The 23,727-nt window shown below is 65.6% G+C and carries 27 protein-coding genes; 15 read left to right on the forward strand and 12 right to left on the reverse strand.

The features are described from left to right. Positions 1-30: 30 nt before the first annotated feature. Positions 31-705 (reverse strand): suppressor of fused domain protein, encoded by a 675-nt coding sequence (locus tag ACQP2D_RS03645; protein WP_433682308.1) that lies wholly within the window; start codon positions 703-705, stop codon positions 31-33. Positions 706-903: 198 nt separating this feature from the next. Between ACQP2D_RS03645 and ACQP2D_RS03650 the strand changes: the two genes are divergently transcribed. The 3 genes from ACQP2D_RS03650 (at position 904) to cyaB (ending at position 3,850) form a co-directional block, all read left to right on the forward strand. Then, the gene (locus tag ACQP2D_RS03650) at positions 904-1,203 is read left to right on the forward strand and encodes a DUF222 domain-containing protein (protein WP_354955560.1); all 300 of its coding nucleotides are present in this window, start codon (positions 904-906) and stop codon (positions 1,201-1,203) included. A gap of 209 nt (positions 1,204-1,412) precedes the next feature. Further along, on the forward strand, positions 1,413-3,038 hold the full coding sequence (groL, locus tag ACQP2D_RS03655) for a chaperonin GroEL (RefSeq protein WP_433682309.1): 1,626 nt from the start codon (positions 1,413-1,415) through the stop codon (positions 3,036-3,038). A 71-nt stretch (positions 3,039-3,109) separates the two neighbouring features. Next, positions 3,110-3,850 carry a class IV adenylate cyclase gene (cyaB, locus tag ACQP2D_RS03660; protein WP_433682310.1) on the forward strand — a complete coding sequence of 247 codons (741 nt, stop codon included), beginning with the start codon at positions 3,110-3,112 and terminating at the stop codon, positions 3,848-3,850. A 269-nt stretch (positions 3,851-4,119) separates the two neighbouring features. Here the strand turns inward: cyaB and ACQP2D_RS03665 are convergent, their stop codons facing one another. Beyond that, complete coding sequence (locus ACQP2D_RS03665; RefSeq protein ID WP_433682311.1) at positions 4,120-5,310, reverse strand: DUF6585 family protein; 1,191 nt, start codon at positions 5,308-5,310, stop codon at positions 4,120-4,122. A 190-nt stretch (positions 5,311-5,500) separates the two neighbouring features. Then, complete coding sequence (locus tag ACQP2D_RS03670; RefSeq protein ID WP_433682312.1) at positions 5,501-6,514, reverse strand: SMP-30/gluconolactonase/LRE family protein; 1,014 nt, start codon at positions 6,512-6,514, stop codon at positions 5,501-5,503. Between the two features lie 126 nt (positions 6,515-6,640). Between ACQP2D_RS03670 and ACQP2D_RS03675 the strand changes: the two genes are divergently transcribed. Continuing rightward, on the forward strand, positions 6,641-7,099 hold the full coding sequence (locus ACQP2D_RS03675; RefSeq protein ID WP_433682313.1) for a MarR family winged helix-turn-helix transcriptional regulator: 459 nt from the start codon (positions 6,641-6,643) through the stop codon (positions 7,097-7,099). 43 nt (positions 7,100-7,142) lie between these two features. On the opposite strand, the gene ACQP2D_RS03680 is transcribed toward ACQP2D_RS03675, so the two are convergent. Beyond that, positions 7,143-8,324, reverse strand: a complete 1,182-nt coding sequence (locus ACQP2D_RS03680; RefSeq protein ID WP_433682314.1) for an MFS transporter — start codon at positions 8,322-8,324, stop codon at positions 7,143-7,145. A gap of 46 nt (positions 8,325-8,370) precedes the next feature. Here ACQP2D_RS03680 and ACQP2D_RS03685 point away from each other — a divergent pair, with 46 nt between their 5' ends. Together ACQP2D_RS03685 and ACQP2D_RS03690 are read left to right on the forward strand one after the other, a co-directional pair. Next, positions 8,371-8,691 (forward strand): ArsR/SmtB family transcription factor, encoded by a 321-nt coding sequence (locus tag ACQP2D_RS03685; RefSeq protein ID WP_433682315.1) that lies wholly within the window; start codon positions 8,371-8,373, stop codon positions 8,689-8,691. Positions 8,692-8,867: 176 nt separating this feature from the next. Then, positions 8,868-9,158 (forward strand): hypothetical protein, encoded by a 291-nt coding sequence (locus ACQP2D_RS03690; protein WP_433682316.1) that lies wholly within the window; start codon positions 8,868-8,870, stop codon positions 9,156-9,158. A 9-nt stretch (positions 9,159-9,167) separates the two neighbouring features. Here ACQP2D_RS03690 and ACQP2D_RS03695 read toward each other — a convergent pair whose 3' ends face one another. After that, positions 9,168-9,776, reverse strand: a complete 609-nt coding sequence (locus ACQP2D_RS03695; RefSeq protein ID WP_433682317.1) for a TetR/AcrR family transcriptional regulator — start codon at positions 9,774-9,776, stop codon at positions 9,168-9,170. Between ACQP2D_RS03695 and ACQP2D_RS03700 the strand changes: the two genes are divergently transcribed. The 4 genes from ACQP2D_RS03700 (at position 9,775) to ACQP2D_RS03715 (ending at position 12,866) form a co-directional block, all read left to right on the forward strand. Continuing rightward, complete coding sequence (locus ACQP2D_RS03700) at positions 9,775-10,230, forward strand: DUF2867 domain-containing protein (RefSeq protein ID WP_433682318.1); 456 nt, start codon at positions 9,775-9,777, stop codon at positions 10,228-10,230. The genes ACQP2D_RS03695 and ACQP2D_RS03700 overlap by 2 nt on opposite strands. A 58-nt stretch (positions 10,231-10,288) precedes the next feature. Beyond that, positions 10,289-11,089 (forward strand): HAD-IIA family hydrolase, encoded by an 801-nt coding sequence (locus tag ACQP2D_RS03705; RefSeq protein WP_433682319.1) that lies wholly within the window; start codon positions 10,289-10,291, stop codon positions 11,087-11,089. 233 nt (positions 11,090-11,322) lie between these two features. Continuing rightward, complete coding sequence (locus tag ACQP2D_RS03710; protein ID WP_433682320.1) at positions 11,323-11,955, forward strand: TetR/AcrR family transcriptional regulator; 633 nt, start codon at positions 11,323-11,325, stop codon at positions 11,953-11,955. A 50-nt stretch (positions 11,956-12,005) separates the two neighbouring features. Beyond that, positions 12,006-12,866 carry an alpha/beta fold hydrolase gene (locus ACQP2D_RS03715; RefSeq protein WP_433682321.1) on the forward strand — a complete coding sequence of 287 codons (861 nt, stop codon included), beginning with the start codon at positions 12,006-12,008 and terminating at the stop codon, positions 12,864-12,866. Positions 12,867-12,871: 5 nt separating this feature from the next. On the opposite strand, the gene ACQP2D_RS03720 is transcribed toward ACQP2D_RS03715, so the two are convergent. Continuing rightward, positions 12,872-13,798, reverse strand: a complete 927-nt coding sequence (locus tag ACQP2D_RS03720) for an alcohol dehydrogenase catalytic domain-containing protein (protein ID WP_433682322.1) — start codon at positions 13,796-13,798, stop codon at positions 12,872-12,874. A gap of 2 nt (positions 13,799-13,800) precedes the next feature. Continuing rightward, positions 13,801-14,304, reverse strand: coding sequence for a luciferase family protein (locus ACQP2D_RS03725; protein ID WP_433682323.1), 504 nt, complete (start codon positions 14,302-14,304; stop codon positions 13,801-13,803). A 68-nt stretch (positions 14,305-14,372) separates the two neighbouring features. On the opposite strand from ACQP2D_RS03725, the gene ACQP2D_RS03730 reads away from it, so the two are divergent. Both ACQP2D_RS03730 and ACQP2D_RS03735 read left to right on the forward strand, forming a co-directional pair. Further along, on the forward strand, positions 14,373-14,807 hold the full coding sequence (locus ACQP2D_RS03730) for a winged helix-turn-helix transcriptional regulator (RefSeq protein ID WP_433682324.1): 435 nt from the start codon (positions 14,373-14,375) through the stop codon (positions 14,805-14,807). 9 nt (positions 14,808-14,816) lie between these two features. Next, the gene (locus ACQP2D_RS03735; RefSeq protein WP_433682325.1) at positions 14,817-15,248 is read left to right on the forward strand and encodes a nitroreductase family deazaflavin-dependent oxidoreductase; all 432 of its coding nucleotides are present in this window, start codon (positions 14,817-14,819) and stop codon (positions 15,246-15,248) included. Here ACQP2D_RS03735 and ACQP2D_RS03740 read toward each other — a convergent pair. From ACQP2D_RS03740 to ACQP2D_RS03750, 3 genes are all read right to left on the reverse strand, one after another. Then, entirely contained in the window at positions 15,185-15,907 is a 723-nt protein-coding gene (locus ACQP2D_RS03740) for a TetR/AcrR family transcriptional regulator (RefSeq protein ID WP_433682326.1), read from the reverse strand. The two genes, ACQP2D_RS03735 and ACQP2D_RS03740, sit on opposite strands and share 64 nt — an antisense overlap. Then, a complete protein-coding gene (locus tag ACQP2D_RS03745; protein ID WP_433682327.1) occupies positions 15,904-16,821 on the reverse strand; it encodes an alpha/beta fold hydrolase in 918 nt (305 codons plus the stop codon). Before ACQP2D_RS03745 ends, ACQP2D_RS03740 begins: the two co-directional genes overlap by 4 nt. A gap of 83 nt (positions 16,822-16,904) precedes the next feature. Beyond that, on the reverse strand, positions 16,905-18,962 hold the full coding sequence (locus ACQP2D_RS03750) for a prolyl oligopeptidase family serine peptidase (protein ID WP_433682328.1): 2,058 nt from the start codon (positions 18,960-18,962) through the stop codon (positions 16,905-16,907). A gap of 168 nt (positions 18,963-19,130) precedes the next feature. Between ACQP2D_RS03750 and ACQP2D_RS03755 the strand changes: the two genes are divergently transcribed. The 3 genes from ACQP2D_RS03755 to ACQP2D_RS03765 all read left to right on the forward strand — a co-directional run bounded on the left by ACQP2D_RS03755 (position 19,131) and on the right by ACQP2D_RS03765 (position 22,814). Then, positions 19,131-20,105 (forward strand): dipeptidase, encoded by a 975-nt coding sequence (locus tag ACQP2D_RS03755; RefSeq protein ID WP_433682329.1) that lies wholly within the window; start codon positions 19,131-19,133, stop codon positions 20,103-20,105. A gap of 507 nt (positions 20,106-20,612) precedes the next feature. Then, on the forward strand, positions 20,613-22,013 hold the full coding sequence (gene lpdA / locus ACQP2D_RS03760) for a dihydrolipoyl dehydrogenase (protein WP_433682330.1): 1,401 nt from the start codon (positions 20,613-20,615) through the stop codon (positions 22,011-22,013). A gap of 96 nt (positions 22,014-22,109) precedes the next feature. Next, positions 22,110-22,814, forward strand: a complete 705-nt coding sequence (locus tag ACQP2D_RS03765; RefSeq protein WP_433682331.1) for a polysaccharide deacetylase family protein — start codon at positions 22,110-22,112, stop codon at positions 22,812-22,814. Between the two features lie 152 nt (positions 22,815-22,966). On the opposite strand, the gene ACQP2D_RS03770 is transcribed toward ACQP2D_RS03765, so the two are convergent. Together ACQP2D_RS03770 and ACQP2D_RS03775 are read right to left on the reverse strand one after the other, a co-directional pair. Continuing rightward, positions 22,967-23,383, reverse strand: a complete 417-nt coding sequence (locus ACQP2D_RS03770; RefSeq protein ID WP_433682332.1) for a PPOX class F420-dependent oxidoreductase — start codon at positions 23,381-23,383, stop codon at positions 22,967-22,969. Positions 23,384-23,458: 75 nt separating this feature from the next. Continuing rightward, complete coding sequence (locus ACQP2D_RS03775; RefSeq protein WP_433682333.1) at positions 23,459-23,620, reverse strand: hypothetical protein; 162 nt, start codon at positions 23,618-23,620, stop codon at positions 23,459-23,461. Positions 23,621-23,727 lie beyond the last annotated feature (107 nt).

Here is a 23,727-nt window from a genome sequence, read left to right on the forward strand (position 1 = left end):
TTCGGGATCGTTGATCTTCCGCTGCGAAATCTACGCCCGCCCGCGCAGCCCCCCGCCCCAGCGCGGCCATGTCGCCTTGGTCTTCGGCTCCTCGATGAGCGGTCCGCGGTCGATATCGGTGACGAGCAGCGGTAGGTGCGCCGCCAGTTCATCGAGCACCGCGAGCGTGTGCCCGCCCTGTGCGGCCCGGTACTCGGGCATGGTCAGCCCGACGATCTGCAGGAACTGGACGCGCCCGTGCGGTGTGTCGATGACGCCCAGCTCCGGATCGACGGTGAAGGCGACGGCGTGGATATCCGAATCCGCGTGCTCGGCGGCGATCGGACCGTTGGCCTTGATGGTGTGGCCGGGCGCGAACCCATTCCCGGACTGGAAGACGTAGCGGGCCAGATTCTGCAGGAAGTCGGCGGGCCAGACCGGCGGTTGCCGGTCGTGCGGCTGTCGGACCAGCCGGAACGTGAACTCGAATCCCCAGCCCGATTCGTCTGGATTGTCCCATTCCTTCTCGTGCAGTTCGGTCATGCCGTAGCTGACGTAATGCCAGTGCAGAACCGGTTCGGTGCGCGGATAGGCGCTGATGCCGTCCAGCGGATCGGGACCACCGAGCGACCAGGGCATCTGCGTCCCCCAGTGACTGGGTTCGATGTCGTGGTACAGCTGTTCCAACGCGGCGTCGATAGCGCTCCAGCCGGGACTTTCACTCACTCGGCTACTTTAGGTCGGCCGGAGCCGCCCGGCGCGCCACCCGATTTCCGGCGTCCGTTGACCCGGGTCGCGGTGCGCGGATCGGAAGTGATTGGCGGACAGCGGTTTGCTGGTCGTGCCGGGGCGGCGCCGATGCCGATCCGGCACTGCCCGGCCTGTCGAAAAAGGCCTGATCCGGCGCACCGGTAAGCTATAGCAATGGCGGATGTCGCGGATTCCGACCTAGTTGCGGGGGAACGACGCGCTGATCTCGAGCGCGCGTTGACCTATGTGTCCACCGAATCGCAGCCCGATGGCAGCTACATCATCAACGGCGACCTGCCGCCGGATGTCGCGCCGCCGTTCATTCGGGCGATCATGCGGGTGGAGGCTGAGCTGCTGCTGAACGATGCGGAACTCGTAACGGTCGATGAGGGAGAACCACGCACGCCCGAGCAGCGCCGGGCCGACGCGTTCGTCGCGTTGATACTCCGGGTGGACGACCGCCGTTCGGCGTGAGGGGCGGACCTTGCACTCGATACCCCTGAGTGCTAAAAAGGGCTTTGGCACTCTCGACGTGTGAGTGCCAGGTCGGGACGGTGAGACCGGGTTCCATCGACACCCTCGGTCGTCCGTCGCGGGCACCGAACCTGGCCAGCGTAAATGGGGCGATCCAACCTGCGGTCGTCCTGTGTGTCAGCCATATACATGTGGAGGATCTCAACGCAATGGCCAAGACAATTGCGTACGACGAAGAGGCCCGTCGCGGCCTCGAGCGGGGCTTGAACGCCCTCGCCGACGCGGTCAAGGTGACGCTGGGCCCGAAGGGTCGCAACGTTGTCCTGGAGAAGAAGTGGGGTGCCCCCACGATCACCAACGATGGTGTTTCCATCGCCAAGGAGATCGACCTGGAGGACCCGTACGAGAAGATCGGCGCCGAGCTGGTCAAGGAAGTCGCCAAGAAGACCGACGATGTCGCTGGCGACGGCACCACCACCGCCACCGTGCTGGCCCAGGCGCTCGTACGTGAGGGCCTGCGCAATGTCGCGGCTGGCGCCAACCCCCTCGGCCTGAAGCGCGGCATCGAGAAGGCCGTCGAGGCCGTCACCACCAAGCTGCTCGACACCGCCAAGGAGGTCGAGACCAAGGAGCAGATCGCCGCTACCGCCGGTATCTCGGCGGGCGACTCGTCCATCGGTGAGCTCATCGCCGAGGCCATGGACAAGGTCGGCAAGGAAGGCGTCATCACCGTCGAGGAGAGCAACACCTTCGGGCTCCAGCTGGAGCTCACCGAGGGTATGCGCTTCGACAAGGGCTACATCTCCGGTTACTTCGTGACCGACCCGGAGCGTCAGGAAGCGGTCCTCGAGGATCCGTACCTCCTGCTGGTCGGTTCCAAGGTTTCCACCGTCAAGGACCTGCTGCCGCTGCTGGAGAAGGTCATCCAGGCCGGTAAGCCGCTGCTGATCATCGCCGAGGACGTCGAGGGCGAGGCCCTGTCGACCCTGGTCGTGAACAAGATCCGTGGCACCTTCAAGTCCGTTGCCGTCAAGGCGCCGGGCTTCGGTGACCGTCGCAAGGCGCAGCTCGCCGATATCGCCATCCTGACCGGTGGCGAGGTCATCAGCGAAGAGGTCGGCCTCTCCCTGGAGACCGCCGGCATCGAACTGCTGGGCCAGGCCCGCAAGGTCGTCATCACCAAGGACGAGACCACCATCGTCGAGGGCGCGGGCGACGCGGAGGCCATCAAGGGCCGCGTTGCGCAGATCCGCACCGAGATCGAGAACTCGGACTCCGACTACGACCGCGAGAAGCTGCAGGAGCGCCTGGCCAAGCTGGCCGGTGGTGTTGCGGTGATCAAGGCCGGTGCCGCGACCGAGGTCGAGCTCAAGGAGCGCAAGCACCGCATCGAAGATGCCGTGCGCAACGCCAAGGCCGCCGTCGAGGAGGGCATCGTCGCCGGTGGTGGCGTGGCCCTGCTGCAGTCGGCTCCGGCTCTGGACGACCTGAAGCTGTCCGGTGACGAGGCGACCGGTGCGAACATCGTGCGTGTCGCGCTGTCGGCTCCGCTGAAGCAGATCGCGTTCAACGCGGGCCTCGAGCCCGGTGTTGTCGCCGAGAAGGTCTCGAACCTCCCGGCGGGCCACGGCCTGAACGCCGACTCGGGCGAGTACCAGGACCTGCTGGCGGCCGGTGTCGCCGACCCGGTCAAGGTGACCCGTTCGGCCCTGCAGAACGCGGCCTCCATCGCGGCCCTGTTCCTGACCACCGAGGCCGTTGTCGCCGACAAGCCGGAAAAGGCCGCCGCTCCCGCGGGCGACCCGACCGGTGGCATGGGCGGCATGGACTTCTGAGTCCCGCTCCCCAGCAACACCTTTAGCCCCGAAGGCCGGTCCACCAGGACCGGCCTTCGGCCTTTCTCGCGGTGACCGGCGGTCCGTCGAGATACGTAGTGACTCACCGGCTTTGCGGCTACCAGCGGTCCCCGTCAGCGACGCCGAGGCCCTACAGCAGTCGCTCGGAACGATCCGCCAACATTGCTCCAAACCCAGTCTTGCTCGCGTCCATACCGCCATCCACGCGAGAGGATGATCCACCGATGCACTTGATCGAGGTCGAGCGTAAACGCGAACTCCCTGACCCTTGTTCCCTCCGACAGCGGCTCGCCGAGCTCGGATATCGCGAGGCCGGAGACCGCGCCGAGGTCGATACCTATTACAGCCGTCCCGATGTCGACTATATGAAAACCGTTGAGTGCCTTCGTATTCGGCAGCGAGACGGGTTCGCTGAAATCACTTACAAGCCACCGTCGAACGCCAGTACGCACGGCGAAACCGACGTGATCGCAAAACGCGAAACCAATGTGACTTTGAGCAGTCCCGACCAAGCCGCAACCGCGAACCAACTGCTCGCCGCGATCGGCATGGTCGAACTCGTCCGCGTCGAGAAAGCACGCACCCTCTACCAACATCCCGAACACGACGACATCATCGTCAGCATCGATACAGTCACCCACGCCGGAACCTTCGTCGAAACCGAGGTCACCGCCGCAGACACCGACGCTGCAACCGTCCACCTCGAAGACGTCGAAACCGAACTCGGAATAGCCGATCACCCGGTCGTCGGCCGGCCCTACCGCGATCTGGTCATGGCTGCCGCCCGCTGATCACAACCCCACGAGCCTCCCCAGCATGATCTACATATCCGCCTCGTTCACCGGATCCTGCCGCTGGGAGTCAGACCGGGCTTCGCCGCTGACGCAGACGCCCACGAATATAGTCATCATGGCGTTCCGCAGTGTCGGTCCTGCCGGATTCCCAGATGCCGGTCAGGGACCGCAACCCCTCGGACACGGCTCGAGCTTGTGACTCGTCCTGGGTCGGCGCGGCGATAGGCAACTCGGGATCCGCTGATACGAGCAAGCGACGGCGTTGGCTAATTCGACGCGATGGTCAGGTTGTCTGCTGCGCGATCGGTGGGGTTGCCCTTCTGGCCGACCTTCGCAACGGGCGCTTCGACTTCGCCATCCTGTGCCGTCGGTGTGATGGGGGGTGTCTCGGGTTCGGAGTTGACGACTGTTGGGGTGGCTGTGGGTGTCTCGGGTTCGCTGTCGACAACCGTCGGGGTGACTACAGGTGTTTCGGGTTCGGCTTTGACGACCGTAGTGGCGACCGCCGGTGTCTCGGGTTCGAACGTTGGGGTGACTGCGGGCGGTTCGATTTCGGTATCGGTAAACGGCTTTTCGAGCGACGCCGAGTTGGATTCGAGCTCGGCAACTGTCGCGGGTTCGAGTTCGGTGAACGGTGCGTCGGTGTTCGGTTCGAGTTCGGCGGCGGCGGCGACTCGTAGCCGTTCGGCGAGTTCGTTGAAGATGTAGAAGTTCGGGATCTGGCCGACGGGGGTGAGGGATACCCAGATGCCGTCCACCTTCATGCGGACCAATCCGCTTCGGGCGTCGATCAATTGGATCTGTTCCCAGGCGAAGGCCCTGCTGCGGAAGTAGAGGGCGGTCAGATCGAGGGCGATCTCGCCGAAATAGACCGTCGCGCAGTCGTCGATGGCGGCGACGGCACGGGGGAGCTGGGCCAGGGTTATGGCCGACTGGATGGCCTTGCCCCAGTCGCGCCCGTCGGCGAACAGGCTGTCGTCGAATGCGGCCTCGGCGCCGTCGGGGCCGGTCATGTGCAGCGAATATTCCGTGAGCGCGGAATTCTGGAACGGGATGACCTGCTGGCGCACTTCGGCGCTGTCCCATCGGAATCCGGCGATCTGTTCACCGGAGCGGTACACGGTCATGCCGTAGTCGAACAGGTCGAGCCGTGCGGCGCGGTGCCGACGATTGCGCCGCCCGCGGAAGAAGGCCATCGAGGCGGGGATCACGGCGAGGAGACCGACCGCGAGTGCACCCTGATATGCGCCGACCGTCGCGCAGATGACACCAACGGCGGTGAATCCGCCCGCGACGATCCCGCAGCCGCGCATAAAAGTGTCACGTACAGGCGCCGGTAGAAACGTCTGCCGGTGTGTGCCGAGCTTCTGATATTCGGACATCAGGTGGATCAGCTGCGACAGTGGAACCTTTTGTGGCCCGCCGGTTCCGACATCGCCATGGCTCGGAGTGGTCAATTGTCCCTCCATGAGGCGGTTTTCCTCCGCGGCGAAGCGTATGTCACTCGACCGGAGGCCGCCACCCCAGTCCGCTCGCGTACGGTTGATCGAGCTTACGTCACGGCGATGGTGCGGCCGCGGACCGCACCCGCGTTTCGCCGGGAAAACCCGAAGGCCGGTCCGTTTGGCGAACCGGCCGTACGCCGGATCAGATGCCGTCGACGGTCAGCACGGCGAACGGAGTGATGGGTGTGCCCGGTCCCATCGGGCCGCCCTTGTCGAATTGGGAGGACACGACCAGGGTCCGATCATTGCTGCGGATCAAGGTGGTGGGGATGCGCAGGGATTCATCGGTGACGGTGCGCTCCAGTTCGACGCTCGCCCCATCGTCACTGATCTTCCAGCGGGTGATCGTATTGCTGGCATTCTGGGCCGCCCACAGCGTATCGCCGTGCAATTCCAGTCCGTCACCATGTTTCAGGTCGGCGCCGCGCATGGTGACCTTGCGGATCGGGTCCGGCGAATTCGATGCGGTCGCAACGCGATACAGCTCGCCGGAATTCATATCGACGATCAGCAGATAGCGACCGGAATCATCGGAGACGATGCCGTTCAATGTGAACGCGTCCGGTGCATGCGTGCTGATGGTGGCGCTCAGGTCGAATTGTGTTGTCAGATCGGCCCGTCCGCCATGTGCCGCCGCATCGGTGACCTGGTCCGGCGTGATCCGGTAGACCACCGGATGCAGGCTGTCGGTGAGGTAGGCGGTGCCGTTCGGCGTGATGGCCAGATCGTTCACCAGGCGCGGCCCGGTGCCGGGGACATCGAAGCGGGCGATCAGTGCGCGGCTGGTGGTGTCGTAGACCGCGACCCCGGTCGTCGAGTCGATCACCCACAGTCGCCCCGCCGCATCGACTTTCAGCCCATTGGCGGTCTTGCGGCCGTCGGCCCCTTCGGGCAGGTAGGTCTCGGCGCGCTTCGCGCCGGGGGTGGCTCGGTAGATGGCGCCGTTGGCGTAGGAGCCGACATAGATGTCGCCGGTGTGGGGATCGGCGGCGATGCCTTCGGGGTAGACGCGATCGCCGGGCAGTTCGTATGCGGTGCTGATGCGCGTGGTCGGTTGGCTGACGTTCGTGGCCTTCGGTGTCTCCGTCGCCGTCGCGCAGGCCGCGACGGCGGTGCAGGCAACGGCGGTGACGATGGTCGAGATGGTGCGGAACATGCTCATGGCTCCTGGGTGGGGTCGAACATCCGAATGCATTCGCATCTTGGAATGAGCACGAAGTTATATTAGACCTCTAATCAACGTCAAGGGGCTAATGAGAAGTTGGGCAGATACCATGCGGACATGACGTCCATGCACTCCTCCGAGCGTCTCGGCTCCTACATCAAGCGCGCCGAACAGGCTCTCAACTCGGCGAAGAGTGCGGCGCTCAAACCGGCGGGCCTCACCGTTCCGCAGTACGGGGCCCTGCTGTTCCTCATCGAAAACCCGGGTATCAACGCCGCTGCGCTGGCCCGCTTGTGCGGGGTGACCCCGCCGACCATGAATACGATCCTGACGAATCTCCAGGACCGTGGCCTGATCGAGCGCACACCCCACGCCTGGCACAAGAACGTCTTGGAGACCCGACTCACCGAAGCGGGCGCGGCGCTCGCGCAGGAGGCGGATGCGAATGCCGTGCGCGTGGAGCGCGCATTGGCCGCCGAATTCACCGAAGCCGAGCATGCCGCCCTGTGCGGACTGCTCACCCGCTGCGCCGACCTGCTCGACTCGATCCGACCCGAATCCGCGCCAAAGAAATAGCTCCCGGTCCGATCGGTCCGGGAGCTATTGGGGAGCAGGGGTTTCACGCCGGAGCGACTGCCGCCGTTTCGGTGCGTATCGGTCGGCGCAGGGTGGCGACGCCGAGTGTGAGGGCGACGAAGCCGACCGCGGCCGAGGTCCACGGGAGCCAGCCCGCACCCGAGGAATCCAGCACCGTGCCGCCGAGCAGCGAGCCGATGCCGCTGCCGAGGTAGATGGCCGAGCCATTGAGGCCGAGTGCGACGGTCGGCGCGTCGTGGGCAATCGCGAAGAGTCGGAATTGCTGCGGGATCAGGATCGCGGACCCGAAGAGGCCGGTCAGGCCGAGTACCGCGAAGACCGCCCAGGTGGCGTGGGTGGCCGGGCCGAGCAGGAGCAGTCCGATGAGGCTGCCGACGAGTCCGACGGTCAGCGTGCGCGCCGGGCCGAAACGGTCCACGGCTCGGCCCGCCTGCGCATTGCCGATGACCTGACCGAGGCCCATGACCAGCAGCAGCCATGCGAGCTGTCCCTGCGGCACCGATGGGGCGACGACGACCGGCAGGTAGACGATGGTGGTGTAGGCCGCGGTCATCTGCAGCGTCGTCACCAGCAGTACCCGCAGCACCGCGGGCCGCGCGAGTACGCCGAAGCGATGGCGCAATCCGGTGCTCGGCAGGGTGACCCGCGGCAGCAGCACCACCAGCGCCGCCGCGATGGCACCGCCCGCGGCGATCGCCCAGAGCACACCGCGCCAACCGATCCAACGCTCGACGAAGATGCCGATCGGCACGCCGGCGACCGCGGACAGCGTGATCCCGGCGGTGACAACCGACAGCGCCCGCCCCCGGTGCGCGTCATCGGCGACGACTCCGGCCACGGCAAAGGCATTGGCCTGGAATGCCGCCGCGCCGATCGCGGCCGCGATCCGCGCTCCAGCCATTACCGAAAAGTCCTGGGCCGCAGCCTGTCCGATCATGCCGAGCACGAAAAGCACCGCGCCGCCGCCCAATACCCAGCGTCGATCCCATGATCCGGTCGCGGCCGCGATGACCGGTGAGGCGATGGCGTAGGTCCAGGCGAACATCGTGGTGAGCTGGCCCGCGGTGGACACCGAAACGTCCAGGTCGCGGGCGATGAGCGGAAGCATGCCGTTCAGTACGAAACCGTCTGTGCCCAGCACGAAAGTGCCGACGGCGAGTGGAATCAGGGATCGATAGAGATTGTTCGATGGTTGTCGAAGCATCTTATGATGCTGCGATATAATTCGATGGTTGTCAAACGATCGGAGGATGAACGTGCGTCAGCTACCGCAGCCGAGCACCGGCGACCTGGACCTGAGCCGGGTGCTCAGCGCCATCGCCGATCCCATTCGGCTGGAACTGATCCGCGGGCTCGCCGGGGTACGCGAGCCACTGAGCTGCGCCATCGATAAGTTCGATGTGGAGATCACCGCCGCGACGGCATCGCATCACTGGAAGGTGCTGCGCGATGCGGGCGTCACGACCACCTACGTCTCCGGCCGCAACCGGCTGGTCGAGCTGCGCCGTGGCGATCTGGAGGAACGCTTTCCGGGTCTGCTCGACGCGATCATCAACGCCTCGCAACGTTGACCCGGTCTCGAATGGGATTTCGGCAGTGGCGGTTCCAGTGGACCGGAACCGTTATCGACCCGATCGCACGCCGTCGACCTGTTCAAACGCCCCAAAAGTAGCGGCTTTACCGCCGGGCCGGTAGCGGGTGCACTGGAGGTGAGGGTAAGCCTCGCAAGTCACTCGGGGGTGGGGCAGTGGACGCAATCGTGGTGTTCGTGGTCGGCGCGGTGATGTTTTACGGCGTGCTCGCATTCCTCAATTTCGCGGGCGGCGACGCTCGGCGGCGCCGAAACCACAGGCGGGGCCGATGGAGTGCGGGCGGCAGTGGTGGCGAGAGCGGCGGCGGCTCCACCTTCGGCGGCGGCTCCAGTTGCGGTGGCGGCTCCAGTTGCGGCGGTGGCTCGAGCTGTGGCGGTGGCGGGTCCGGCTGTGGTGGCGGCGGCTGCGGTGGCGGTGGCGGCGGCGGCTGCGGTGGCGGCAGCTGATCCGTTGCGTCAGTGCCGCTTCGGTGGCAGCAGGCTCTGAAATGCCGTATCCACCAATGTCCTGCGCTGGGCATCGGTGCTCGGGAGTGCGTCGGGGGAGACGCGGGCCAGCTGGTTGAATCCGTGGTAGATGCTCACGGCGACAACCGCTCTGGTCCGCGCCTGTCCGGCGGTCAGCCCCAATTCGCGCAGCAGTTCGGCAATGTATTCGATGCGCCGGTCCGCGACTCGGCGCAATGTCGCGGCGACCGCGGCCTGGTCCGCAGAGGCCAAGAGCGCCAATTCGATGCGTCCGGTGGCCGCGTAGTCGATGACCTGGGCGAACAGTCGATGCAACCGCTCGGCCGGATCGGTCTCGACACCGATCTCGGCGATCACATCGTCGGTGCTGCGCCGTTCCCAGCGCGCCAGTGCCGCATCGATGAGGGCCGCGCGATCCTTGAAATGCCAGTAGAAGCTGCCCTTGGTGGTGCCGAGCCGCTTGGCGATGGGTTCCACCGCGACCGCCGCGAGGCCGCCCGCGGCCAGTGCGTCCAGCGCGGCCTGGGCCCAGTCGTCGGCGCTGAGTCGCCGCGGTGCCGACGACTTCGCGGTCGCACTCCTGCCCTCTTGTGCCATGCCCGTACGCTACCGTATGGTCATTCCATACGCTTCCGTACGGATTTGCCGGAGGAATGTGATGCCTACTCGTGGACGAGTCGAGATTCCCGAACGGGCGGCCCTGGCGCGCGCATCGGGATCGAATTGGGACTACATCGATTCCTATGAAATGGCATTGCCGCCGGGCGCTCCCACCGATCCGCGTGAATGGACCCGAAAGATATTCTTCGGCAAGCCTTTTCCGGATCGTGAAAGCGACGAACGTGAGCACGTGACGGCCGATGCGATGTCGGTCCTGGACTTTGTCGTCTCGGTTCTCGTCGACGATGGCGCGGTCACCATCACCTCCTTGGTCGAATACCGAAATGATTGGGGCCGACGGTATTTCGCCGTCATTCGCCCATTTCACCGTCGGCTCGTGCCATGGATGCTGGCACGCGCCGCCCGTGAATTCGCCCGCATCGGCCGCTGACACGCCATGCCGGGCGGTTGCGGCGACGACTTCGGGCCGACGGCCGTAGGCTGAATCCATGTCTGGCGACACTCGGATCGACGGTGTGCTCTACGACATCGACGGCGTGCTGGTGACCTCTTGGCGCGAGCTACAAGGCGCCGCCGACGCCGTGCGCCGGATACGCGAAAGTGGTTTGCGCCGAGCATTTCTCACCAATACCACCTCCCGCACCTGCGGCGCGATCGCCGAGCGGCTGCGGGGCGCCGGATTCGATGTCGACGCCGACGAGATCGTCACCGCCGCTCGGCTCACCGGTGAGTATGTGGGCCGTCGCTATCCGGATGCGCGGGTCTGGGTGCTCAACCACGGCGATATCCGGCCCGATCTCGCCGATCTCACCCTCGATGACGAACATCCGGATGTCGTCGTAATCGGTGGTGCCGGTGCGGAATTCACCCACCGCGCGCTGAGTCGGGTGGTCGAGCTGATGTTGGACGGTGTGCCGGTCGTCGCGATGCACAGCGGCCTGACCTGGGCCACCGATGACGGACTTCGCATCGACTCCGGTGCGTATCTGCCAGGTCTGGCGGCCGCTGGCAATGCCGAGATCACGGTGATCGGCAAGCCCGAGGCGGCGGGATTTCGGACCTGCGCGGACCTGATGGGGCTGGATCCGGCACAGGTGTTGATGATCGGCGACGATCTGCACTCCGATGTGCTCGCCGCCCAGCGGGTCGGCATGACCGGAGTTCTGGTGCGCACCGGGAAATTCCGGTCCGCGGTGTTAGCTGGGGCAGCGTCGGCGCCCGATCACGTCATTGATTCCGTTGCGGATCTGCCCGCGTTGTTGAAAGGTCTCCGGCGCAACGGAAAATAATTCTAAAAAACTCCTGCAAAACACTTTCGGCGTGCCGAACCTCTCCGCATCGTCCGCGTCGGCAAACAGCCAGTGACGAGGTGCGTGGCGGGGGCTAGATCGGACAGAAGCGGGATTTCGGCGCAATAGCAACCAGGCGGCCAACTTTCGGCTAACGCGATGTCGGCCGAAGCTCGAGACGAACAGCCCGATCCATGACAAGGGGATCGAGCGCTTAGGTATTGTCTGGCCCAATGTCACAGGATGCGAATACGGGACGAATGTATGCCGGGCAACCCGTAGAGGACCGGCAACGTCAGCGGCGTGCGCGTTTTCTGGAATCGGGCCTTACGGTCTTTGCGCGCGATGGCTACGCCAATAGTTCGGTCGGCGCGATCTGTAAGGACGCCGGACTCTCCTCACGTCAGTTCTATGAGGAGTTCACCGGCCGCGAGTCCCTCCTACTCGAGCTCTACGAGCAGATCGATAGGGAATCGCGCGAAGCGGTAACCGCCGCCCTCGACAAGAAGTCGGATGCGACCGCGCTGGAGATCATCGACGCGGCCGTGCGCGCTTACGTCGAATCCATCGGCGCCGATCCGCGCAAGGCGCGCGTGGCGCTGGTGGAGGTCGTCGGCGCCGGGCCGAAGGTCGAGAAGTTCCGGCTGGAACTGCGCCGGGTCTGGGGTTCGCTACTCGCCAGCGCCGCCGAGGATGCCGCCATGCAAGGCGAAATCCCCACGGGCGATTACGAGATGCGGGTGCTGGCCATCATCGGCGCGGTCAACTATGTGGTCGACTCCTGGAGCGGTTCGGATCCGCGGCCGCCACTCGACGATGTGATTCGAGTGCTCAGCCGAGTGATCATGGGTGCGGTCGGCGCGTAGCACGGGTCGCTCCGGTCGATCGGTGATCATCGCGCGGTACGGTGCGCATCATGGAGAAGGTTCCCATCCAGATGCCGGATGGCAGCACCGTGCCGGTGCGGCTGTTCCCGGCGAGCGGGACGCACCGTCATCCGGTGACGCCGGACGCGCCCCGTCCGGTGGTGGTGCTGGTGCCCGGCCTCGGTGTTCCGGCGGGATACTACGAACTGTTCGCCACCGCACTGTCCGCCCGCGGTTTCGACGCGGCCATCGGCGAATTGCGCGGTGCCGGTGACAGCAGGCCGCGCCCGAGCGCCGCGAGCACCTACGGCTACCACGAACTGGTCTCGGTCGATTTCCCGGCGATCTTCTCGGTGGTGCGCGACCGATTCCCGGACAGCACCCCGTACCTGCTCGGCCACAGCATGGGTGGCCAGCTCGCCGTGCTGTACGCCGCACGCATTCGTGGCCGACTCGGCGGACTGATCCTGATCGCCTCCGGCACCCCGTATCACCGTGGCTTCCGCGGCATTTCGGGCCCTGGCATGCTGGTCGGCACCGCGGCCATCTCGATGACGGCCAACCTGGCCGGCTTCTGGCCCGGTGACCGGATCTCGGTGGGCGGATTCGGGCGCCAGTCGAAAGTGCTGATCTCCGACTGGGCCCGGCTGGCCCGCACCGGCCGCTTCCAGCCGGTCGGCGCGGATATCGACTACGAGGAGCGGATCGGCAGGCTGAAGCTGCCGGTGTTGTCCATCACCATGACCGATGACGATCTCGCGCCCGACAGTTCGGCGGCGCATCTGCTGGCGAAGCTGCCCAAGGCCGACGTGACGACCTGGGTACAGCCGGAACCCCTGGGACACAACGGCTGGATCCGCAAGTACCGCAGTACCGTCGATCAGATCGAGAAGTGGTTACGGGACCGCTGACCCTGCTAGAGGGTGACCGCCAGCTTGCCGAGGGTGCCGCCGGTGAAATCGGCGATCGCCGTTGCGGCGTCGGCCAGTTCGTAGCGCTTGGTGATCGGGATTCGCAGTCTGCCCGCCGCGGCATCGGCGGCCAGGCGATCCAGATTGGCCCGGCTCGGATCGGCCATTACATCGGTGGTGGCCAGGTCGCGATCGGCGGCCTCGGCCGGGACGAAATGCACCGTTGAGGCGAATCGGCCACCGCGCGTGACCAATCCGGCGACGGTCGCGCCGTCACCGGCCAGATGCAGTGCGGCCGGCACGCCATCGGGGGCGAGTTCGCGAACTCGGTCCACCAGGTCGGCGGGGTCGACGGCATGGTGGGCGCCGAGTGCCGTGACGAAGTCGGTTTCCTCGCCGGGCCGGGCCGTGGCGATGACGACAGCGCCGCGCGCCGTCGCCAGTTGGATGGCATAGCCGCCGACGCCGCCGGTCGCACCCGAAATCAATAGGAGTGCATCGGGTTTCGGTTCGAGCGCGTCGAGCGCGGTCAGCGCGGCCGTACCGGCGAGGCCGAGCGCGCCCGCTGCGGCGTCGTCGAGGCCGGAGGGGATCCGCGCAATGCCGTAACCCGCTGGCACCGCTACATATTCGGCGAAGCTGCCCTGACCCAGCGTTGCCCGCATGACGACACCGAATACCTCTTCGTCCACGGCCAGGTCGGTGACCTGCGCGCCGACGGCGGCGATGGTGCCCGCGAAATCCTTGCCGAGCACGACCGGGAACTCGTGCTCGAATACCCCGCGCATATAGCCGCCGAGCACGCCGAGGTCGAAGCCATTGATCGAGGTGTGCCGCACCCGGACCAGCACTTCGTCGGGTTCCGGCACGGGCACGGGCAATTCGGTGATGGTCGCAGGCTGGTCGAAGCCCGTGAATGCGATTGCGCGCATTGCTATGTCTCGCTTCCTATTTCGTGGGGGGGGGGGGTGAGGTCGGCGGCCTGTTGCCATGAGGCGTGCAGTGCGGCGATGACCAGGTCGAGTTCGGATTCGTCGCGGGGCGCGTAGAGCATCACGATCGTGTCCGGCCATTCCGGCCGCCTGCTGATCGGATGCGGTTCGATCCAGCCCGCCTCGGTCAGTGGCGGTATGACCGCGCGGGGCAGGGTGAGATGGAGAAATCCGCTCCGGTGGATGTGGCCGAATTCGTCGCGGCTCGGGTGCAGGAAGGCTTCCCACGGCCCGCGTGGATCGCGCAACCGCAGGGCGAGTGAACTCGGTTCCGAAACCTGGCTCGGCCCGGTGAATACGTTGGGTAGCGCCTGGGCATATTCGACCAGGGCGGCCCGGATCTCAGCCGGAGAGAAGCCGTCGAGCTGGTCGTGCGGTATCTCTCGGCCGGTGGTGGTCGGCCGGGGGCCGGACCGCCGCGGTGGGGTCGCGAGATCGATCTCCATGTCTCACCACACTTTCTGTTCGTTGGTTACTTCTTGTGTGTAAGTGAGATCTTGTCGACAATGGGCTGGTGACGGAAGAAGGCACTTTGACCCGCGTACCGAACACCGATGTGCGTGCGACGACCGGCGATGAACCGATCGGTGAGGGGGCGGCGCTGTGTCAGCTCCGCGATGTACTGGATCGGGTCGGCGACAAGTGGAGTGTGCTGGTCATGGCCTTGCTGACCGATGGGCCGCAACGCTATTCGCAGTTGCAGCGCTCGATCGAGGGGATCTCGCAGCGCATGCTCACCCTCACGTTGCGCAGCCTCGAACGTGACGGTCTGGTCGCGCGCACGGTGACGCCGACCTCTCCGCCGCGGGTGGATTACCAGCTGACACCCGTCGGCGCGACGCTGTCGACGCAGGTCAACGCGCTCATCGATTGGGCGCAGGGGCATCGCGAGTATGTGGCGGGCGCGCGCCTGCGCTACGACGAGGCGCAATCGGGCAAGTCGTCATAGGCTGGGGTCGTGTCGAATGAGCAACGGCGGCAATTGAATCGGGAGATCGTCGCGGAGTTCCGCGCCAATGCGGGGGTGGTCGGCGGGCAGTTCGCGAACATACCCCTGCTGCTGCTGACCACGACCGGTGCGCGCACCGGCGCGGTATTCACCTGGCCGCTGGCCTATCAGCGCGACGGTGAGCGGGTGGTGGTGTTCGCCGCCAATGGCGGGCGGGAGAACCGTCCGGGGTGGTACCACAATCTGGTCGCGCATCCCGAAGCCATCGTCGAGTTCGGGAACGAGTCGTGGCCCGTGATCGCTTCGGCTGCCGAAGGTGCGGAGCGGCAACAGCTTTGGGAGCGTCAGTTGGTGGCCTCGCCGTTCCTGGCCGATTTTCAGGCCAAGGTGTCCTGGGAGATCCCGGTCGTGGTACTCACCCGGTCGAACGGGACTTCCTGAGCGTGGCTCGTCTTTTCGCCGAGATGCTTGCCGAATCCGTCGAGCATCGCGGTGAGGCCGATCTCGAAGTGATCACTGTCCGCGGCGGCATCGGCGGCCGCGGCGAGGGTGTTGTAGTTCGGTGCGTCGGGCGCGGGCTTGCGGCTGCGCTGTGCCGCGACGGCGGCCACCGTATGGCTCAGGATGTGCCCGACCACGTATTCGCGTAGGCAGCGGGCGAACTGCAGGGCAACGGCGGGCGTGAAGCCGACGCCCTGCAGGCGTTCCAGCATCCAATTTCCGGTCTCGATCGCGGCGGCGCTGCGGACCGGTCGGGTGGCGAAGATCGGCACCGCATTCGGATGCCGCCGCAACGTGGAACGCAGCCGATGCGCATAGACGCTCATCAACTCCGGCCAATCGGCCTGCCACGGTAGCGTTTCCATTTCCAGCTCGCCGAACATCGCCTCGGCGATGCCGTCGAACAGCTCCTGCTGATCGGTGAAGTGCCGATAGGCCGCCATCGGGTCCGCGCCGAGCGCGGCCCCCAATTTCCGCATGGTGAAGCCGTCGAGCCCCGCGGTATCGATGACGGTCAACGCCACCGCGGCGATGTAATCGCGGTTCAGTGCGGTCCGGGTGCTCGGTGTCGGCTGCCTGCGCCCAGCTGGTCGGCTCATCGCGAGGTCCCTTCGCCCATTTCGTCGAACAGTTCGAGCAGCCGATCGACGAATTCCTCCGGCCGCAACTGGTAGGGCACATGCCCACCCGGGAATTCCACACAGTCCCGGCCGAGTTCGCCAGCCAGTGCGCGGGTGGCGAAATAGTACGGCTTGCCGACGCTCTCGCGTCCGGTGCCGAGCCGCCATGGCACCTCGACCTTCTGGAGCGCGGCCAGGTCCGGCTGATAGTCGAAGCAGAAGGCGGGTAGTTCGCGGACGAGCAGCAGGTCGGCATTGTTCAGCTGGCGGGTCATGGTCGAGGGCCGAGTTCGGGTAATCCGCCGCAGCGCGGCGCCGATCGTCAATGAAACCCGAGTTCCGCCCGCCATCAAGGTCTGTCCGAACCTCGACCGCAATACCCGTGGCACATTCGGCATCGTCAGCACGCCGAATGCGGCGAAGGCGCGCAGCGGGCTCTTCTCGATCGCGAGCCTGCCGATCTCGGCGAGCTCCGAACGCGCTGGACTCGCCTCGGGCAGCAACTGGACGAGCGGTGCTTCGTGCACGACCGCGTCGTTGAGCCGGTCGGCGTGCGCGGCGAGCAGTTCCAGCGTGATGATCGCCGCGCCACTGCTGCCGAAGATATGGGCGCGGTCGATGGCGTACGCGTCGAGGATCGCGATGACATCGGCCGCCTGTGTCGCGATATCGATCGCGGCGTGCGGATCGGTGAACGGGCTGCGCGAGTTGCCGCGCCGGTCGAAGGTGATGACGCGATAGCGGTCGGCCAGTAGGGGCACGACCGCCTCGTACATTCCGGCGTCACCGCCGCCGCCGGGGATGAGGACCAGGACTGGTCCGGTTCCGGCCGATTCGGTATGCAGTCGCGCGCCGGTGGTCTCGACGATTCGTACGGCGGTTTCGCTCGTCATGTCTACAACGTAGATCAAGTCTACGTTGTAGACAATGGTGCAAAAATCGGCCCGGTGCACGCTGCACCGGGCCGGGGTATGGCTCAGGCGGACCGCTCCATCAGCATCTGGGTGAAGAACTCGTAGATGAGTCCGGCCTGGAATGCGGACTGTTTATTGTCGGCCGCGCCGCCGTGGCCGCCCTCGATGTTCTCGTGGTACCAGACGGTGTGGCCCTGTTCCTCGAGCAGTGCGGCCATCTTGCGGGCGTGACCAGGGTGCACCCGGTCGTCGCGGGTGGAGGTGGTCAGCAGGATCGGCGGGTAGGACCCGTCCGCGCGGACGTTCTGGTATGGCGAGTACTTGCTGATGTACTCCCACTCTTCGGGCTTATCCGGATCGCCGTATTCGGCCGTCCACGAGGCACCGGCCAGCAGCAGGTGGTAGCGCTGCATATCGAGCAGCGGGACCTGGCAGACGATGGCGCCGAACAGTTCCGGGTAGCGGGTCAGCATGACGCCCATGAGCAGGCCGCCATTGCTGCCGCCCACCGCGCCGAGCTGTTCCGGGGTGGTGATGCCGCGGGCCACCAGATCCTTGGCGATCGAGGAGAAGTCCTCATAGACCTTGTGCCGGTTGGCCTTCTGCACCGAGGTATGCCACTGCGGGCCGTATTCGCCGCCGCCGCGGATATTGGTCATCACCCAGGTGCCGCCGCGTTCCAGCCAGCCCATCCCGGAGGCCCCGCTGTAGGCGGGGGTGCGCGAGACCTCGAAGCCGCCGTAGCCCGACATCACCGTCGGGCCGGGGGTGCCCTTGCGATCGCGGTGCCGGATCACGAAGTACGGCACCATGGTTCCGTCATCGGACCGGGCGAAGAACTGCTCGGTCTCGACGCCATCGGCGTCGAAGAAGCCCGGTTCCTGTTTGAGTTGTTCGGTCCGGCCGCCGACCGCGCTGGCCAGCAGGGTGGCCGGAGTGGTGAATCCGCTTGTGGTCAGCATGAATTCGTCGCCGCCCTCGAGCGGATCCAGATTCATTACGCTGGTGGTCGCCATCGGTGGGGTGTCGGCCAGCGGTTCCCGGTGCCACCCGTCCGAACCGGGGGTGAGGACGTAGAGCTTGGTCTGCACATCCTCCAGGGTGATGAGCAGCAGATGGTTCTCGGTCCAGCCGTAGCCGTGCAGCGAGGTGTGCGCGTCCGGGGTGAAGACCATCTCGAATTCCCTTGCGCCGGAGAGGAACTTCTCGAAGTCGATGGCCAGTAGCGCACCGGCGGGGTAGGTGGTGTCGGCGATCGTCCACGGCGACTTCAGGCGCACCAGGAACCAATCCTTGTACCAGGATTCGCTGGCATCGGTCGGCACGTCGAGATGCCGCAGGCTGCCGTCGTCTTCGAGCAGGTATACCTCTTCGTTGAAGAAGTCGGTGGCGCGGCCGACGAAATGCCGTTCGTAGCCCGGTGTCCGGTCGTAGCCCGCGGAGACCGCGACATCGCCGGACTCACCCTCGAATACCGTCTCCGCCTCGGTGAGCGGGGTGCCGCGCCGCCAGCGCTTGGCGATGCGCGGATATCCGGAATCGGTGAGCGAGCCGGGACCGAAATCGGTACCGACATAGACCGAGTCGATATCGATCCAGCGGATCTCGGATTTCGCCTCGGGCAGGAAATAACCGCCGTCCGCCGGATCGATGAACTCCCTTGTTTCGATATCGAATTCGCGCACCACCTTGGCATCGGCGCCGCCGCGAGACAGGCTGATCAGCGCGCGCGACTGCTCCGGGCGCAGCACCGCGGCGCCGCCCCATACCCAGTTCTCGTGCTCCGCGGTGCCGAGCGCGTCCAGGTCGATCAGCACATCCCAGTCCGGCGACTCCTTGGCGTATTCGGCGAAGGTGGTGCGCCGCCACAACCCGCGCGGATGCTCGGCATCGCGCCAGAAGTTGTAGAGCCACCGGCCGCGGCGGCCCGGGTAGGCGATCTTGGTATCGGTATCGAGCATGTCGAGGATGCGGCGCTCGAGTTCGGTGAACCGATCGGAACTGGCAAAACGCTCGACGACCACGTCGTTGTGCGCGCGGGCGAAGTCGAGGGCCCGTTCATCGGTTACTTCTTCGAGCCACAGGTAGGGATCGGTCACAGTTAGCTCAACGCCCGTCATGTCCACATTGTTGCCGAGGGTCCTCGGAAGGTGAGATATCACTCGCTAAATCGGGCATATCGGGCATGTTGTTACGGGTTGCCCGCCATCGGGCCCAGGGTGTCGTACCTACCGGTCGGCTCAGTAGGATCGCTGCTCCGAGACCGATCCGACCGGGAGGTGGCCGGTTTGCCACAGTTTCTCTGGGAGCAGCACTGCTGCCTGCCGCTACTGCATTCGGCGCGGATCGCGGACCTTGCACGGTATCCGCTCGGATCGTATTTATCGGTGAACGTGGGATATTCGCGGCAGTCGACCGAGGATTCGCTGGCATTAGTGCACAAGTTCCGTCGGGATGCGCTGGGCGACGGTCGTTTCCGACTGGTCGAGCGATTCGCCGATATCGGTGCGGCCGACGCCATTGCGCTGGCCTTCGATCTGGAGGATTCGGGGCCGCTCGGCGGCGATCTGGATAACGTCGAGATGTTCTACGAGTTGGGTGTTCGCTCACTGCTGCCGACCTACAACCACGCCAATGCGGCCGGTTGCGGTTGCCTGGACACCGACGACACCGGGCTGACCGCCTACGGTCGCGACTTGGTGCGCAAGCAGAACGAGGTCGGTGTATTCGTCGACGGTTCGCACTGCTCGCCTCGGACCGGACTGGATCTGGCCGCGTGCACCGCGGTCCCGATGATCTACAGCCATTCGAATTTCGCCGCATTGTGGGATCATCCGCGCAATATCACCGATGCGCAGGCGCTGGCCTGCGCGGCGACCGGTGGGGTCATCGGTATCAATGGCGTGGGAATCTTCCTGGGGCAGAATGCGATCGATGGCCGTGCCGCGCGGGTGCGGGCCATGGCCGCGCATATCGAATACGGTGTCGAACTCGTCGGCATCGAACATATCGGCGTCGGGTCCGATTACTCGTTCGACGCCGAGGATTTCAATGACATGCTCATGCAGGATCCGGGCGCGTTTTCCGACGCGTATACGAAATGGGGGCCGCTGCAATGGGTTCCGCCGGAGGATCTATTGGGGCTGAACGAGTTGCCCGGGTTGGATGCGGCACTCGCCGATCGTGGATTCAGCGCGGCCGATCGGGCGGCGGTCTTCGGTGGCAACTTCGCCCGGATTGCACGGGAGGTCTGGCGGGACTAGCGGCATGCTTCTGGCCGTCCGCGACGGTCGGAACTGGGGTGGAGCGGATCCGATCGCGCTCGCTGGACGTGCTGTTGGCCGGTGCCGTGGTGGGTGGTCTACGTCGTCGCCCGTCCGTCCGTCGTGCCGAGGACTGTGCGATGCGTCGACGAGTGTTGGCTGCGCCGACGCCGGTCCGCCCCGCTCGATCGGCGCCGGCGAGGGGGTTGATCGCGGATGACCAGCAGTGTGCGGCGTCGAGTAAATAATGTTCATGGGCCGTCCCCGGTGATGTGCCGTGAACAGCGACCGGCGTGCGCCAGAGTTGATAGTCATTAGCTATCGAACCTGCTGGTGGTGCGAGCGGATTTTGTTCACCGCCACACTGTGGCGAACCGGGCAGCCAGGATGTCGTAGCGCCTGTGTATCCGCCTGCGCACCGGAAAGTTGCTGCACCATGTGGCGCACGTCTCATAGTTGCGGGGGGAAGGTGGGTGAAGTGTGCGCGACGGAGTTAGGCTCGACGACGTGACTTCCCATTACGACGTTGTCGTTCTCGGTGCCGGTCCTGGCGGTTATGTCGCCGCCATCCGCGCGGCACAACTTGGCCTCCGTACCGCGATCGTCGAGCAGAAGTATTGGGGTGGTGTCTGCCTCAATGTGGGCTGCATCCCTTCCAAGGCGCTGCTGCGCAATGCGGAACTGGCGCACATCTTCACCAAGGAAGCCAAGACCTTCGGCATCTCGGGCGATGTGAGCTTCGACTTCGGCGTCGCGTTCGACCGCAGCCGCAAGGTCGCCGACGGCCGGGTCAAGGGCGTCCACTTCCTGATGAAGAAGAACAAGATCGACGAGTTCGACGGTAAGGGCACCTTCACCGACGCGAACACCCTCTCGGTCGCGCTGTCCAGCGGCGGCACCGAGACGATCACCTTCTCGAATGTCATCATCGCCACCGGCACCGTCACCAAGCTGCTGCCGGGTACCTCGCTCAGCGCGAACGTGGTGACCTACGAGGAGCAGATCCTCACCCGCGACCTGCCCGGTTCGATCCTCATCGTCGGTGCCGGCGCGATCGGCATGGAGTTCGGCTACGTCCTGAAGAACTACGGCGTCGACGTGCGCATCGTGGAGTTCCTCGATCGCGCGCTGCCGAACGAGGACGCCGACGTCTCCAAGGAGATCACCAAGCAGTACAAGAAGCTCGGCATCACCATCACCACCGGTGCGGCCGTGCAGTCGATCGACGACGACGGCTCCAAGGTCACCGTGTCGATCAAGGACAACAAGACCGGCAATCTGGAGACGGTGACCGTCGACAAGGTGCTGCAGGCCGTCGGCTTCGCGCCCCGGGTCGAGGGCTACGGCCTGGAGAACACCGGTGTCGCGCTCGAGCGCGGCGCCATCGTCATCGACGACAACATGCGCACCAATGTGCCGCACATCTACTCCATCGGTGACGTGACCGGGAAGCTGCAGCTCGCCCACGTCGCGGAGGCCCAGGGTGTCGTGGCCGCGGAGACCATCGCCGGTGCGCCGACGGTGACCCTCGGCGACTACCGGATGATGCCGCGTGCCACCTTCTGCCAGCCGCAGGTCGCCAGCTTCGGCCTCACCGAGCAGCAGGCCCGCGACGAGGGCTATGACGTGAAGGTCGCCACCTTCCCGTTCACCGCCAACGGCAAGGCGCACGGCCTCGGCGATCCGACCGGTTTCGTCAAGCTCGTCGCCGACGCCAAGTACGGCGAACTGCTCGGCGGCCACCTCATCGGTCCGGACGTCTCCGAACTGCTGCCGGAGATGACCCTGGCCCAGAAGTGGGACCTGACCGTCAACGAGCTGATCCGCAACGTCCACACCCACCCGACGTTGAGCGAAGCGCTGCAGGAAGCGTTCCACGGCCTCGCTGGCCACATGATCAACTTCTGATCATTCGACGAGGCGGTGGCGTTCGGTCCGGAAGGGCCGGGCGCCACCGTTTTTCGTGCCCGCCGTCGCCGAAGGCCGTCTGGTATACACGGATTGATGCTGCGTAGGTTGCTGATCGCTGGTGCGCTGTTCGTTGCCGTCGTGGTGCTGCTCGGGGTCGGCACCTACTACCTGATGAATTCGCGGACCTACCAACTCGCGGGCCGCATCGTGCACCGCGTCGATACCAATGACAAGGTGGTTGCGCTGACCATCGATGACGGGCCGTCGGCGCCGTACCCCGAAGTCTTGAAAGTCCTTGCAGACGCCCAGATTCCGGCAACGTTCTATCTGATCGGCGAGAATCTGGCCGCGCGGCCGGAGGCCGGACGTGCTATCGCGCAGGCTGGGCACGAACTCGGCAACCACAGCTATACCCATCAGCGGATGGTGTTCGTCTCGGCCGACAGCGTTCGGGACGAGCTGGAACGCACGGATGCCGAGATCGCCAAAACCGGCTATCAGGGGCCGATCACCTTCCGTCCGCCGTTCGGCAAGAAGCTGTGGGCATTGCCGAAGTATCTGTCGGACCATGATCGGACCACCGTGACCTGGGATGTGGAGCCCGACTCCGGCAAGGTGGCGAGCACCGATGAGATCGTCGCGGAAACGGTAGCGAAGGTGCGGCCGGGCTCCATTGTGCTGCTGCATGTCTGGAGCGATCAGGGGGCGGCGTCGATGGCTGCGATACCGCGGATCGTCAGCGAATTGCGTTCCAGGGGGTACAGTTTCGTCACTATTTCGAATCTGATCGGCCATTAGGCGCGGGATCGGCCTGTCCTGTCGGAATTCTGTGGGATCGCGTGGATTCAGCGCATGGGTGTTGCGTGGACGAAGGCGGCCGAACTGCTACGCCATATCTGCGGATTCCGCCCGGGGACGATGCGGCCGATTCCGATGCGCACCGTCGCCGATCAGAGCATTCCGTACGCGTGGGTCGGGGTGATGCGGACCAGTGCGCGGCGGTCCTTGACCATCGCCTCGCGGTATTCGGTCCAATCGGGATGCTCGCCGGAGGCCGCGCGGTAGTAGGCGACGAGCTCGTCGACGGTGGCATCGTCGGGAGCGGCGGCGACGGGAGTCACCTCGACGCTCCCCTCGAGGACGGCGTACGCCCAGAAATCATCGCGGGTCACATGGATCGCGGCCCACGGGTCACGCACCAGGTTGTGATATTTCGCCCGATCGGCGGTGATGGAGATGCGAACGATCCCATCGTCCCCGATGACGTGCAGCACATTGGACAGCTGCGGCCGCCCATTGCGGCGAATCGTGGTCAGCACCGACCGGCGGTGGGCGCGAGCGAAGTCGAGCGCAGAGGAAAGTTCCATACCCACCTCAACGGAGCGCCGCCGCCCGACCTTCCCACGCGCCCCGGCCGCCTTTCGATTTGCGCTGCCCTCACTTCACCCGTATCTATCGGCCTCGGTGCGGTGCGGTGCGGTGCGGTGCGGTGCGGTGCGGTGCGGTGCGGTGCGGTGCGGTGCGGTGCGGTGCGGTGCGGTGCGGTGCGGTGCGGCCGCCCTGCGACGGACGACGGCGGGGCTGGTGAACTTGGTAACGCACACGCTGTCTCGCCTGCGCGGTCGTCGTCGGCCGCGATGCCCGGCGCGCCGCCATCGCGCGCTGACTCAGCCCGCGCTGGCCGCCCACGGCGTCAGCTACACGCCGCTGG

Origin of the sequence: Nocardia sp. CA-119907, assembly GCF_050955995.1 — a bacterium.
Taxonomy (GTDB): domain Bacteria; phylum Actinomycetota; class Actinomycetes; order Mycobacteriales; family Mycobacteriaceae; genus Nocardia.